Origin of the sequence: Dissulfurispira sp. (assembly GCF_036745535.1) — a bacterium.
Lineage (GTDB): Bacteria > Nitrospirota > Thermodesulfovibrionia > Thermodesulfovibrionales > Dissulfurispiraceae > Dissulfurispira.
The window spans coordinates 1-13561 of the sequence record NZ_DAIOFX010000010.1; the positions used below are offsets into that span (position 1 = coordinate 1).

The window sequence follows — 13561 nt, forward strand, 5'->3', positions numbered from 1 at the left end:
TGATATAGTTTAAATAGTTTCCGGGAAAATACGGTAGTTCGTATAGTAATTGTTACACGTCAAATAAATAACGGCATACAAAGACAAAACGGCCACATCGCAAAAATATTTACTTCCCTCTAATATGGCAAAAGGTTTATAATGAGATACAGATTTTATATATTTGCTTAAGGGTTTCGGAAATGCTAACAAAAGAATATATAGACGACCTTAAAATTAAAGGCAATGGGGCATTATCAAATGCTATTACTGCGTTTAAAGATAGTGGCAGCTTAGCTTTCTTTCTTAAGAAATTAGGGCATTTACCAAGAGACTTCGATGGAAATCTATTGATCCCATTATTAAGCCATGAAAGCCGTCAGGTCAGGCTATGGGCTGTAAAGAATATTGGGAAACTGGAAGACGTAAAATATCTACAATCCCTCTCTATAATTGCCAAAGACGACTCTGATTCTATGGTTAGGAGAGAAGCGGTATCCTCTATAGGTAGGATGAGACATCCACAGAATAAAGTCATACTTCTTGAGATGCTAAAAGATTCCGACCCGAAAATTGTCTTGCAAGCAATCAGGGGCTTACTTGTATTTAAGAACGATAAAATGGTTGAACAACATTTAAAACAACTCCGAAATCATCCGAATGAAATGGTTCAGACTGTTATTCATAAAGAATTTTTCGCACAAAATGCAAGTAAAACAGAGCAACCACATACTGAGACTTATGAGTTTCTAAAAAATGTTGTCGTCAATGGCGATGTGAGGGATGTTTTAAAGATTGTGCCGGATGAATCAATCCATTTAACATTTACTTCACCGCCTTATTATAATGCAAGAGATTACTCTATCTATCAAAGCTATCAAGAATATTTAAATTTTTTAGTCGAGGTCTTTAAGGAAGTCTACAGAGTAACTAAAGAGGGAAGATTTTTTATTTTAAATACATCTCCTATTATAATTCCGAGAGTTAGCCGTCAACATTCAAGCAAGCGTTATCCGATTCCTTTTGATATTCATCCCCATTTGGTAAATATGGGATGGGAATTTATAGATGATATTGTCTGGTTAAAACCGGAATCAAGCGTTAAAAATCGCAATGCTGGATTTTTACAACATCGCAAACCTCTCGGATACAAACCCAATCCTGTTACAGAATACTTGATGGTTTATCGAAAGAAAACAGAGAAACTTTTAGATTGGAATATTCGGCAATATAGCTGGGATATAATCGAAAAAAGTAAGGTTACAGAAGAATATGAGACGTCAAACGTCTGGAAAATTGACCCGACATTTAATAAAGTTCATACTGCTGTTTTCCCCTTAGAATTATGCAACAGGGTAATTAAATTTTACTCTTTTAAGGGAGATTTGGTTTTTGACCCATTTGCAGGTAGCGGGACTCTGGGCAAAGCAGCCAAAAAATTAGAGAGATTATTTTTCCTGACGGAACGGGAGAAAAAATATTTTCATGAAATCAGAAAGAATTTAGAAAATGGCAATCTGTTTTCCAATAATCTTCCTCGTTTTTGCTCGCTTGAACAATTTAAGGAAATAATCAAAAATGACGCTTACTGAATCCGTAGCCAAAAATATCATACAGAAACTCATCAAAGGGCAGGATTACAGGATAGAAATTGTAACTTTGATTAACACAGAGTTTTTGCAATACGCTATTGACTTCTTTAAAAAAGTGGTAGATGCAAAACTCAGAAGTCAGGATATTACAGTTGATTGGTATAAACAGGAATTTTTAAATCCTAATCTTCCCGCTCAGGAAATCGCTATTCATTCTGGACTCAACAAAAAGACAATCCATAATATGTTCAACTCATCCACGAGAGAAATAATAATTGATGCGTCCAATGAAAATTACGACACATTGTTTGAAGCTATCAAGAATCTTGTAGATACACGGCATGATTTGGAATTAACCTTGACGATTAAGTTTAAAGGCGTAAGTGTTGATTTAAACATCAGCGAAAGCCTTATTGTTATAAATACATTGGCTGTTAAACGAGCAGAATTGAGGGGCAGCTTATGGAGCACTGCTGGTAAAAGAGTAGAAAAACCTTTGATGCTAACATTATGCAAGCTATTCGGTGTCAATGATATAAACTATGCAATCAGATTTAGAGGAAAATCAAAAAAGAAACCTGAGTTTGAAAGAGAAATTGATTTTTATCTGATAGGAGACGAGAGCAGGAACTATAAATGCGAGGTTAAATTAATGGGGCGGGGAAATCCCGAAAGTGCTGATGCTGTTATCGCAAGAGACAGTAAAGTTTTTGTTGCGGACAAATTGTCGGATACAAATAAAAAACAGTTGGACAGCTTAGGCATTGAATGGGTTGAATTGAGAAGCGAAAATGGCTTTAAAAGATTTGCTGACGTTTTAAAACATCTGAATATTCCATATCAAGATTTCAATAATGACATAGACTCCAAATTATCTGAGATTTTTAAAGAGATTTTTAAATAGCAAAATAGAGAACACATAACAAATCGCTCAACACCGATGCTCATTACGCTTCGCTTCATTCGCACGGGTTAGCTCAAGTGTTCCTCCGCTCGCTCCGCTCGCGGAGGAACGGGCTGCGGATGAGCTGTATGAATAAAAATATAACAAGGCATTACGGCAATAAAAAAATAACCGCTCTTCAGGGCGCTCCCCACATAACTCAGAGCCACTGCAAGAGCATGAATACAAACTTTACTCATACGGCCTCCTATCCTTGTGACTGCGGAGCGCCGGCGAACAAGCGGATCGAGCCGTCCCTGCAGGCAGCTCATCCGCAGCCCGTTGAGGCTGTAGAAAAAGTCCCGAAAGGCTTATAATAGAGCCATTCATCTTGTTTGAAGATGGGAACACACCGCTGAGTAGGGGGATAGATGGCAAGATACAAAGAATATGATTATTCCCAAGGCAAATTCATACCGGTGCACTTTGGAATTTCGCACAAACAAAAAGGCTCCTTGCGGAGGAAGGCTGGACGCCTTCCGAGAATGAAGCGGAAATGCTTTGTCTTTCAGCATAACAAACAAAGTTTATGAATAATACGGGCTAAGGGTTTTAGCTCTACTTAATCCTCTTCGAAATGGCCTTAAACTCTTCAGTGCCAGCAACCTTTAACAATTGGAATAAAACTGTCTCCGTGCATGTTATCACAGCGCCTGCATCGCGCATGAATTCCACCCCTGCCTTCCAGTTCTCCTTTGCCCTTGAACATACAGCATCCCTCACAAGATGGACATGGAAGCCTTCCTTTAAAAGTCCGATGCATGTCTGAAGCACGCATATATGAGTTTCCATACCTGTGAGTATAATAGTCTTTTTGTCGAGCCTTTTTATTTCATTCAGGAAATTCGGCTCTTCGCAGCAGCTAAAGGTCAGTTTTTCTATCGGCTGATAAGACGGCAGGGCATCTTTTATTTCGGCAACTGTCTGTCCGAGCCCTTTTGGATATTGCTCGGTCACAACTATGGGTATATTCAGCATCTTTGAAAGTTCAATCAGGTGAAGGCAGTTTTTAACAACATCATCCCTTACCTTCATTGCTGCTGCCAGCCTGTCCTGAATATCTATAATCAATAATGCTGTATTATCTTTATCGAGAAGAAATCTGTTCATAAATAATCTCCTTTGGGCAATAATAAATTAAATATTGCGATATTATATCATTTTTCGAGATCGCTCAAACCATAATCAGTAAAGAAACTTTCTAAATACAGGATAGCAGGTATCCATGTTTACGGATTGCGGTCAAAGGGCTTTACAGACAATTTACATTGTCAACGGTTTCTAATTGATGTATTATTTTTTTAGCATCTAAATAATAGATTTAAAATAAAAGTAGAAGGGAGGTTGATATATGTCAACTATAGAGAAAATCAAAGGAATGTCCATCAAATGGAAATTGATGATACCCATCATAGTAATCATGGTGGGCATAGGCATTGCCAACACAATATAGATGGGAATGAAGGTTAAGGAGATTTCATCCGAACAGAGCAGGAGGGATTTAACGCATTTATCGGAGACGGTATTTGGAGTAATGACAGGTTATATGACAACCGGCATGATGGCTACCCACAAAAAAACTTTTCTTGACCATATGAACAAAATGCTTCCTGTAAGGATGATTTGGGGAGAGATTCTGGATAAACAATATGGTAAGAAGGCAGCAGAAGAATATCCGAGGGATGACCTTGAAAAAGAGGTGTTTAAGACTGGCAAACCTGCCTTTAAGACTGAATCTATTAAAGGAGAGACATATCTCAGGGGGATTTTCCCTTATGTAAATGTCAAGGACTACATGGGAACAAACTGCCTGATGTGTCACAGCGAAGGAACAAAGGAAAGAGATGTTCTTGGAGCCCTCAGTATCAGCGTTTCTATGAAAAAAACAGAAGATGCAGTGGCAAGAACAAAAATCCTCATTGCAGTCATTACAATTCTTCTTTCTGTCGGCAGCATAGGTGTAATCTACTTTATCCTTTCCAATTTCCTTACAAGACCTCTTGGAAATATCGCAAGAGTAGTCGAAAGCGCAGGACATAAGGACTTCAGAGAAAGGCTTCAGATAAAGTTCCTCGATGAAATGGGTAATCTTTCAGAATCTATAAATAAAATGTCAGGTGAGCTATCAAATGCCATGAGAAATGTTGCCCATGCAGCAGCCGACCTATCAAAACATGCAGTGGTGCTTAAGGGAGCCATAGATGAGACAATAGACGGCACAAACAAGCAGGCACAGCAGGCAGCACAGATTGCGACTGCTGCAGAAGAGATGTCACAGACAGTAACAGAGATTGCACGGAATAGTGCCTCTGCCTCTGATTCTGCAAAGGACGCAATCAGTGTTGCGCATAATGGAAAAGATGTTGTGGTTCAATCCGTTGACAAGATAAATTCAGCAGGCAGCGCAACACAGGAGCTGGCATCCATGATAGAGAGGCTGAATTCGAGGGTAACGGAGATAGGCGAGATAGTCTCTGTAATAAGCGATATAGCAGACCAGACCAACCTCCTCGCACTCAATGCCGCCATAGAGGCTGCAAGGGCAGGAGAACAGGGAAGGGGCTTTGCTGTAGTAGCTGATGAGGTCAGGAAGCTGGCAGAACGCACAATGAAGGCAACGACCGAGATATCGGAAAAGATTAAGGCTGTTCAGGTCGATTCAGGCCAGACCGCACACTCGATGGAGAGGGCGCTAAGCCATGTGACTGAAGGAGTTACATTTATGGAGACAGCAAGTGAATCCCTCGGTCATATTGTGAGCTCCGTTCAGAAAACAGCAGATGAAATAGCCCAGATAGCCGCCTCTGTGGAAGAACAATCCGCCGCATCCGAGGAAATAGCAAGGAATATGAGGACATATCTCATATCGTAAAGAAGACACAGGAGTCCACAGAACATCTAAAGAAGATTTTCGATGAACTGAATGCCCTGTCCCAGAAGCTCAAGGCAACCATAGACGAATTCAGGTTTGACTAACTAATGCCTTGACAAAAACTCGCAAATCACAGATATGGCCTCTTCAAGGGAGGCCTTATCTGTTTCTATGGTAAGTTCTGGATTTAATGGCTCTTCGTATGGTACCTGCACTCCAGGCACGGGCCATCCGGCCCGGCCCTTTTTATATATGCCCTTCGGAGCTCCGCGTGTTTTCCTGCGCGAAACCTCCCTCTCCATACAAACATCTATGGGACACTTCAGATAAATTTCAGCAAAATTCGGGATAAGCTGTCTTGCAAGCTCTCTCCACCTTCGCATATTCCCTGTGGCATCGATAATGACATTGTGATCAAGCCCCGAAAGGGTCTTTGCCGCATAGACAATAGTGCGGTAGACCATCTCCCTTTCATCTTCAGAATATGTCGGTTTAGGCGTAACAATCTTCCGAAGCTCATCCATTCTGAGAATAACAAAATCAGGGAATTGATTCTTTATGCCGTCGGCAACTGTGCTTTTCCCGCTTCCGGGCAGACCTGTTACCCATAAGACAATACCTTTCATAGTTAAAGAATAGCACATTTTAATATTTCCATAATCTGTAAAGAAACACTTGCAAAAGGAAAGCAGGCATGGATGAAAAGCCTTTATCAGCGATACCTTAGAGCCGAGCCCTCCCACTGTTTAAGGGCAACTTCAGTATTACCTTTTGCATTCAGCAGTATAAACAGGCAGAAAAATAATCTCATCGCATTAATAAAGGCTTTGAAGCCGTGCCTGCTTTCCCTGATTACAGATTTAGGCATTTGACTAAACTTTCTCTATAGCTGTAAAATTTCCCATGCAGCACTCTGATTTTGTCCCCCTCCATTTACACACAGAATACAGCCTTTTGGACGGTGCAATAAAGATCGATGAGCTTGTGGAGCAGGCATCTGCCTATAAAATGCCGGCTGTTGCCATCACCGACCACGGCAATCTCTTTGGCGTCATCGAGTTTTATAAAAAGGCCATAAAAAAGGGCATAAAGCCCATAATCGGCTGCGAGGTATATGTTGCCCCTAACAGCAGATTTGACAGGTCAAAGACTAATATAGATAATGGCCTTTCAGAGGAGGCAGCCTTTCACCTTATACTCCTCGCAAAGGACAGCAATGGCTACAAAAATCTGACATCCCTCGTTTCAAAGGCATATCTGGAAGGCTTCTATTACAAGCCGAGGATAGACAAAGAACTCCTCGATCAATACAGCGGCGGGCTTATAGGCCTTACTGCATGCCTTAAGGGAGAGGTGCCCTATTATCTTCAGCATGGTCAAATGGAAAGGGCACGTGAGGCGGCCTTACAGTACAAGCACATCCTCGGCCCTGAGAATTTCTTTTTCGAGATACAGCACAACGGAATGCCTGAACAGGAGGAGACAAATAAAAAACTCATCGAGCTTTCCAAGGAACTCCATATCCCCCTTGTTGCCACAAACGACTGCCATTATCTGAAAAAAGAAGACGCAAGGGCACATGACATCCTTCTCTGCATACAAACAGGAAAGACTGTAAAAGATAAAAAGAGAATGAGGATGTCAACCAATGAGTTCTATTTCAAATCCCCTGACGAGATGAAACAGGCATTTCACGAGACGCCAGAGGCCATATTGAATACAAGGATGATTGCTGAGCGGTGCAATCTCGATTTTGTCCTCGGAAAGAGCCTCCTTCCAAAGTATGAACTGCCCAACGGCGTTTCACCCGATTCCTATCTCGAAGATCTTGCCATCACCGGGCTTAAGGCTAAATTCAAAGGCAATCCTCCGCAGAATTATCTTGAACGCCTTAAGATGGAGCTTCAGATGATAAGGAAGATGGGTTATTCTTCTTATTTCCTCATAGTCTGGGACTTCATAAGTTATGCAAGAAAAAACGGCATTCCTGTCGGCCCCGGAAGAGGCTCTGCTGCTGGAAGCCTTGTTGCATATTGCCTCGATATTACAGAAATAGACCCGATTAAGTACAACCTTCTCTTCGAGAGATTCTTAAATCCGGAAAGAATAAGCATGCCTGATATCGATGTGGATTTCTGCAAGGATAGGAGACCGGAGGTTATTAATTATGTCTCTGAAAAATACGGCAGCGACCATGTTGCACAGATAATAACATTCGGAACAATGGCTGCAAAAGCAGCAATAAGGGATGTGGGAAGGGCAATGGATATTCCCTATGCGGATGTTGACAAAATAGCAAAACTCGTCCCTGGACATAACATAAGCATTGACGATTCCTTGAAATTAGAGCCGCAGCTTAAAGAATTATACGACAGCAATCCGACAGTAAAAGAATTGCTGGATATTGCAAAGAGGCTCGAGGGATTATCAAGACACGCATCAACCCATGCAGCAGGAGTTGTTATAGCGCCGAAACCATTGACAGATTTCATGCCGCTTTATAAAAATCCTTCTGAAGAAACCATTACCACACAGTTCGACATGGGATCTGTAGAGAGTGTCGGCCTTCTGAAGTTCGATTTCCTTGGTTTAAAGACACTCACCGTCCTCAAAAAAACCGTTGATTACATAAAGCAGCAGGGGAAAAAGATAATCCTATCCGATATTCCTATTGAGGATGAAGAAACATACAAGCTATTAAGTTCGGGAGAGACAACGGGCATATTCCAGCTCGAAAGCGCAGGCATGAGGGATATACTCGTAAAGATGAGACCGGATAGATTCGAAGACCTCATTGCCCTCGTTGCCCTTTACCGCCCGGGCCCTATCGGCAGCGGAATGATAGACGACTTCATCAAGAGGAAAAGGGGAGAGACAGAGGTTGAATACGAGCTGCCGCAATTAAAGGATATTCTCGATGAGACCTACGGGGTAATCCTTTATCAGGAACAGGTCATGAGGATAGCAAACAAGATAGCAGGCTTTTCAATGGGACAGGCAGACCTCCTCAGGAGGGCTATGGGAAAGAAAAAGCCAGAGGAGATGGAAAAACAGAAAGAGGTCTTCCTGAGCGGCGCCATTGCCAATGGGATCCCCGAGAAAAAGGCTGCAAGACTATTTGAATTGATGGCATTCTTTGCAGAATACGGATTCAACAAATCCCATTCCGCAGCCTATGCATATCTTGCATACCAGACAGCATATTTAAAAGCGCATTATCCTGTTGAGTTCATGACAGCAAACCTCAGTGCTGACATGGGAGATACGGATAAGATCGTTAAACTCATAAATGAATGCAGGAACATGTCCATAGAGATAATGCCGCCTGATATTAATGAGAGCGAAAGGGAGTTCAAGATTGTGGGAAGTTCTGTGAGGTTTGGTCTCGAGGCTGTAAAGGGTGTCGGCTCTGCAGCCATAGAGACAATCCTTCAGGAGAGGCAGAACAACCGTTTCGAATCCTTTGATGAATTCCTTTCAAGAGTGGACAATAAAAAGGTCAACAAAAAGGTTATAGAGAGCCTTATTAAGGCAGGGGCGTTTGATTCCTTATTCTCTGAGCCTCCTTATAACACGAGATTCTTGGCAAGGGCAAAGTCTATGGATGCCTTAACGTCATCCACTAAGGCAAATGGCTTGGGTCCCGGACTTTTCGGAGACAGTGATATTGCTGTTAGTGCAGTCCAGCCATGGGATGAAACAACATTATTGAGTTATGAAAAGGATGCCCTCGGTTTTTACATATCAGGCCATCCGTTGACAAGGTACAGAAAGACATTATCCACTATGGACGTGATACAGTTGTCAAGTGTGGAAGACAAAGACGAAAGAGCAGATGTCAGCGTTGCAGGAATTATAAGCGAAATGAAGACAAGAGCAAAGGAGAAGGGAGTCACAGCCTATCTGAATCTGGAGGATGAGACAGGAAGCTGCGAGATGCTTGTATTCCCCGACCTCTACAAGAAGAACGCAGACCTACTTAAAAAAGGCAATCTGATTTTGATAAAAGGCCAGGTGTTCAAGTCAGAGAAGGGAGCAAAGGTTATGGCGAGGGAGATACAGAGCCTCACAGACATGGAACTCTGCACGAAATATGAAGTGGCCATGAAATGCGACAACCTTGAAGACGCTGCTGAAAAGCTCAGGACGATAAAGAGATTAATGGGAGATACGCCAAACGGCAAAGACAGCATATCATTCAAGTTTTATCTTCCTGATTATTGTGTTATTATAGCTTCTAAACTCCCGCCCTGCGGTAATTTTGCAGCAGAGGCAGAAAGGATTACAGGAGTAAGCGTAAAAACTTGTTAAAAATCCGAAATACTAAATCCTAAACTCTAAACAATTTTTTAAAATATAATTTGAAACTTCGATTTGTTCGGGATTTAGATATTAGGATTTGGAATTTGGAGCGAAGCGACTATGGGTTATTATCTTGATTTTGAAAAGCCACTGGAAGAGCTTGAAACAAAGATCGAAGAACTTAGAAAGCTCTCTGACGGCACAGAGATAGATATAGCATCGGAAATAAAGCGCCTCGAAAAAAAGGCAAAGGAATTGCGCTCAGAGATATTTTCCAATCTCACTCCGTGGCAGAAGACCATGATAGCACGCCATCCCGAAAGGCCGTATACCCTCGATTATATCGGTATGATAGTCGAGGATTTCATCGAACTGCACGGAGACAGGAGATTCGCGGACGACCCTGCCATTGTAGGGGGAGTCGGAAAGATTAACGGTATCCCTATGGTCATTATCGGCCACCAGAAAGGCAGGGGCACAAAGGAAAGGATATTCAGAAACTTCGGGCAGCCCAATCCGGAAGGCTACAGAAAGGCGCTCAGATTGATGAGGCTGGCAGAAAGGTTTAAGATTCCCATAGTAACATTCATCGATACCCCCGGAGCTTATCCAGGAATAGGCGCAGAGGAGAGGGGGCAGGCAGAGGCAATAGCAACAAATCTCATGGAGATGTCGAGGATCAGGACTCCCATAATCTCCATAGTAATAGGCGAAGGCGGAAGCGGCGGTGCCCTTGCATTAAGCATTGCGGACAGGCTCTATATGTTAGAGCATTCTGTTTATTCCGTAATCTCGCCAGAAGGATGCGCAGCTATTTTATGGAAGAGGGGAGGAGAGCTGACGCCTGATGACTTCTCAAGGGCAGCAGACGCTCTTAAACTCACTGCAGATGACCTGAAGTCATTCAAGATCATCGATGACATAATACCCGAGCCCCTCGGCGGCGCGCACAGAGAGCCTGAAACAACAGCAAAAAGGTTAGTAGAATATATCTTGAAGTCTCTGGAATCCATTCAATCAAAAAGCCCTGCGAAGTTGATAGAAGAAAGGTATAAAAAAATCAGAAAAATAGGAAGCCTTACTCAAACAGGGCAGTAACAAAGTCCTCCGGATCGAAGTCCTTGAGGTCGTCGACACCTTCACCTATTCCGATAAGCCTCACAGGTATACCTAATTCCTTCTTTATTGCGAAGATAATCCCGCCCTTTGCAGTGCCGTCGAGTTTTGTAAGGGCAATGCCTGTTATGCCTATTGCCTCGTTGAATATCTGCGCCTGCCTCAAAGCATTTTGACCTGTTGTTGCATCAACTATAAGAAGTATCTCCTGCGGTGCATCGGGTATGGATTTTTTGATGACACGGTTAATCTTTTTAAGTTCGTCCATGAGCTGGCTCTTTGTGTGGAGCCTTCCCGCTGTATCGATAATGACTATATCGATTCCGCGTGCCTTTGCAGCCTCCACAGCATCAAAGGCAACGGCAGCAGGGTCAGAGCCGCTCTGGTGCTTGATTATATCCGCTCCTGAGCGCTTCGCCCATATTTCGAGTTGTTCTATTGCAGCAGCCCTGAATGTATCCGCAGCAGCTAAGATCACAGAATTCCCTTCTGATATGAATCTTGATGAAAGCTTGCCTATGGTCGTGGTTTTGCCCACGCCATTGACGCCAACTGTAAGGATTACAAATGGCTTTTCTCCGAAGGTTACAAGTGGCTGGGATTTGCCGAGCAATAGAGCCATCTCGTTTTTTAAACAGGACTTTACATCATCTGAGTTCTTTATTTCACCAGATTTTACTTTTTTTCTAAGAAGGCTTACTATCTCATCTGTAGCCTCTGCTCCAACATCCGATGTGATAAGCACTTCTTCGATGTCTTCAATGGCTGAATCGTCAATAGCCCTGCTCAGGAGTATTGACTCAACCCTTTCGACAATATTCTTCTTTGTCTTTGTAAGGCCTGATTTTAGTTTGTCTAAGAATCCCATAATTACGACAGTAAAAAGGTAGAAGCAAAGGTAAAGAAAGGCCTTTGCTTAACCCTTTTCTCTACTTTACCTTTACCTGTATTTGTTAGTGTTTCAAAGTAACGGTAAGGGAGTTTTTCTCCTTTGTTACATGAAACTTTGTGGGCTTTAGTTGTTCGATCTTAACGAGCACAGCACCCTTCTCCTTCTTGTCTTCCTCTACCACAACATTACCGACAAAGGATGATTCGAACTTCACGGCCTTTTCTATCTTGCTCACTGCCGGCTTTATCCTGACAACAATCCATTTTTTGCCCTCAACCGTCTCTGTGGATGCGCTGTATTTTACGGCTGCATCGAGATTCGGGATGTGTATTGAGATGGTGGACTTCTTCTTTGGCTCAACAAGCGATACATTTGTAATCTCAAGGGCCTTTGCCTCTGCTTTTTTCTCCTTCTCTTTATCCTTTCTTTCCTCCTTTGCCTTCTTCGGCTTCTTCGGCTCCTTTGCCTCCTTTGCAGGCGGCGCTGCCTTTGCCGGCTGTTTAGCTGGTGCTGTAGCAGGTTTCTCTACAGCCACGGCAGGCTTTACAGGGCCGGCAGTAATTGCAAAGGATTCGGACTTGTTGTATTGAACCTCGACCACTGACGTGCCGTTAACAAACTCGGATGCGGGTATCCTGTTCGGTATAAGTGTTCCTGTACCTGTTGTGGAAAGCTGGACATCAGGGCCGACTATATTGTAATTCCTGATTACATGCCCGAGCTGGTTGTAGACCGTTATCTTTATCTTGAACTTCTGCCCTGCAACTGCAGAATCCGGGGTTGTAATCTCATACCTCTCCGGTATCGGCGAAACCACCTTTATGTTCTCGCTTATGCCCTTCTGGGTTTTTCCCATTTCTGTAATGATTATGGATATGTCTTCGGCAGCATCGTATCTGAGATCGAATTTTGCCTGTCCGTTTACGAATTCGTATGCCGGCAATGAGGAAGGGAATGGTTTTAATTTCCCGGATGACGTGATTATTACACCGCTCCCTGTTGTAGAATAATTCGATACGACATTGCCGAAACGGTCAACGGCGACTACGGACACCTCAAAAGGCTCGCCCGCAATGACTTCTTTTGGAACAAATACCCTGAATGAATTCACAGGGCCGTTGATTACATCGATCTTTTCGCTTGTTCCCGAACTTCCTGTGATTAAATCCTTTGCCTCTACTATTACAGTGCCTGACTTTTGCGATATAAGCGTGACAGCACATATGCCGTTTTTGAAATCGGGGATTGCAGGCATATCGACCCTGGGCTCGGCATTGCCCTTAAATATAAGATTTATATTTTTCCCAAAGATCGGCTCTGAAACAGTGTTTCCAAAGGAGTCCTTTGCAATGATATTTACATCGAATCTTTCGCCTGCATGGGCTGTTCTCGGTCCTTTTATCACAAAGGAATTCAGTTTATTGGGGGTTACAGTTAAATCCTTTGACAGAATAGGGATGGGAATACCGCTTTCCCTTACAGAAAGGTTAATGGTCTCGGCAACCTTATTCGAAATGTTTATTGTTAAGGTTCCGTTTACAAAGGAGGTTGATTTAAAGGTTGCAGGGCTTATCGAGGCGGAGCCGGAAACCGTTGCATGGAACTCCTTTCCGGTCTCTCCGAAATTGGTGATAATGTTATTAAAGGCATCCACTGCCTGCAATCTTATGGAGACATCTTCTCCGGCAACTATCCTGTCGGGCATGGAGATATTGAAGTGGTCGAATTTTCCGGGCTTTATAACGATCTCGCCGGAATGCACGAGTGAAGGAACTGCTGCTATTATGGCTATAATCAGTTGCAGAAAAATGAGAAACCTCACACCGCCTCTTGTCATATAGAACCCCCTGTAAAAGGATAAATTT

The 13561-nt window shown here is 42.8% G+C and carries 10 protein-coding genes; 6 read left to right on the forward strand and 4 right to left on the reverse strand.

The genetic code is table 11. From position 1 onward, the window contains the following. The first annotated feature begins 182 nt into the window (after window positions 1-182). The 3 genes from V7L97_RS03635 to V7L97_RS03645 all read left to right on the forward strand — a co-directional run bounded on the left by V7L97_RS03635 (window position 183) and on the right by V7L97_RS03645 (window position 2831). Window positions 183-1571, forward strand: coding sequence for a DNA methyltransferase (locus V7L97_RS03635; RefSeq protein WP_333653469.1), 1389 nt, complete (start codon window positions 183-185; stop codon window positions 1569-1571). Then, window positions 1558-2475, forward strand: coding sequence for a CfrBI family restriction endonuclease (locus tag V7L97_RS03640; RefSeq protein ID WP_333653470.1), 918 nt, complete (start codon window positions 1558-1560; stop codon window positions 2473-2475). The genes V7L97_RS03635 and V7L97_RS03640 overlap by 14 nt, the downstream gene beginning before the upstream one ends. A gap of 128 nt (window positions 2476-2603) precedes the next feature. Then, window positions 2604-2831, forward strand: a complete 228-nt coding sequence (locus tag V7L97_RS03645) for a hypothetical protein (protein WP_333653471.1) — start codon at window positions 2604-2606, stop codon at window positions 2829-2831. Window positions 2832-3072: 241 nt separating this feature from the next. On the opposite strand, the gene V7L97_RS03650 is transcribed toward V7L97_RS03645, so the two are convergent. After that, on the reverse strand, window positions 3073-3624 hold the full coding sequence (locus V7L97_RS03650; protein WP_333653472.1) for a hydrolase: 552 nt from the start codon (window positions 3622-3624) through the stop codon (window positions 3073-3075). A 343-nt stretch (window positions 3625-3967) separates the two neighbouring features. Between V7L97_RS03650 and V7L97_RS03655 the strand changes: the two genes are divergently transcribed. Then, on the forward strand, window positions 3968-5386 hold the full coding sequence (locus V7L97_RS03655; protein ID WP_333653474.1) for a methyl-accepting chemotaxis protein: 1419 nt from the start codon (window positions 3968-3970) through the stop codon (window positions 5384-5386). Window positions 5387-5490: 104 nt separating this feature from the next. Here the strand turns inward: V7L97_RS03655 and V7L97_RS03660 are convergent, their stop codons facing one another. Beyond that, entirely contained in the window at window positions 5491-6012 is a 522-nt protein-coding gene (locus V7L97_RS03660) for an adenylyl-sulfate kinase (RefSeq protein WP_333653475.1), read from the reverse strand. A gap of 277 nt (window positions 6013-6289) precedes the next feature. Between V7L97_RS03660 and V7L97_RS03665 the strand changes: the two genes are divergently transcribed. Both V7L97_RS03665 and V7L97_RS03670 read left to right on the forward strand, forming a co-directional pair. Next, window positions 6290-9697 carry a DNA polymerase III subunit alpha gene (locus tag V7L97_RS03665; RefSeq protein ID WP_333653476.1) on the forward strand — a complete coding sequence of 1136 codons (3408 nt, stop codon included), beginning with the start codon at window positions 6290-6292 and terminating at the stop codon, window positions 9695-9697. Between the two features lie 111 nt (window positions 9698-9808). Further along, complete coding sequence (locus tag V7L97_RS03670; protein ID WP_333653477.1) at window positions 9809-10786, forward strand: acetyl-CoA carboxylase carboxyltransferase subunit alpha; 978 nt, start codon at window positions 9809-9811, stop codon at window positions 10784-10786. On the opposite strand, the gene ftsY is transcribed toward V7L97_RS03670, so the two are convergent. Continuing rightward, entirely contained in the window at window positions 10767-11672 is a 906-nt protein-coding gene (gene ftsY / locus V7L97_RS03675) for a signal recognition particle-docking protein FtsY (RefSeq protein ID WP_333653478.1), read from the reverse strand. The two genes, V7L97_RS03670 and ftsY, sit on opposite strands and share 20 nt — an antisense overlap. A gap of 85 nt (window positions 11673-11757) precedes the next feature. Next, on the reverse strand, window positions 11758-13533 hold the full coding sequence (locus V7L97_RS03680; protein WP_333653480.1) for a hypothetical protein: 1776 nt from the start codon (window positions 13531-13533) through the stop codon (window positions 11758-11760). Between the last annotated feature and the right edge of the window lie 28 nt (window positions 13534-13561).

Coding starts and splice junctions, on each gene's coding strand:
- V7L97_RS03635 (WP_333653469.1), top strand. CDS start 183: ATGCTAACAAAAGAATATATAGACGACCTTAAAATTAAAGGCAATGGG.
- V7L97_RS03640 (WP_333653470.1), top strand. CDS start 1,558: ATGACGCTTACTGAATCCGTAGCCAAAAATATCATACAGAAACTCATC.
- V7L97_RS03645 (WP_333653471.1), top strand. CDS start 2,604: ATGAATAAAAATATAACAAGGCATTACGGCAATAAAAAAATAACCGCT.
- V7L97_RS03650 (WP_333653472.1), bottom strand. CDS start 3,624: ATGAACAGATTTCTTCTCGATAAAGATAATACAGCATTATTGATTATA.
- V7L97_RS03655 (WP_333653474.1), top strand. CDS start 3,968: ATGGGAATGAAGGTTAAGGAGATTTCATCCGAACAGAGCAGGAGGGAT.
- V7L97_RS03660 (WP_333653475.1), bottom strand. CDS start 6,012: ATGAAAGGTATTGTCTTATGGGTAACAGGTCTGCCCGGAAGCGGGAAA.
- V7L97_RS03665 (WP_333653476.1), top strand. CDS start 6,290: ATGCAGCACTCTGATTTTGTCCCCCTCCATTTACACACAGAATACAGC.
- V7L97_RS03670 (WP_333653477.1), top strand. CDS start 9,809: ATGGGTTATTATCTTGATTTTGAAAAGCCACTGGAAGAGCTTGAAACA.
- ftsY (WP_333653478.1), bottom strand. CDS start 11,672: ATGGGATTCTTAGACAAACTAAAATCAGGCCTTACAAAGACAAAGAAG.
- V7L97_RS03680 (WP_333653480.1), bottom strand. CDS start 13,533: ATGACAAGAGGCGGTGTGAGGTTTCTCATTTTTCTGCAACTGATTATA.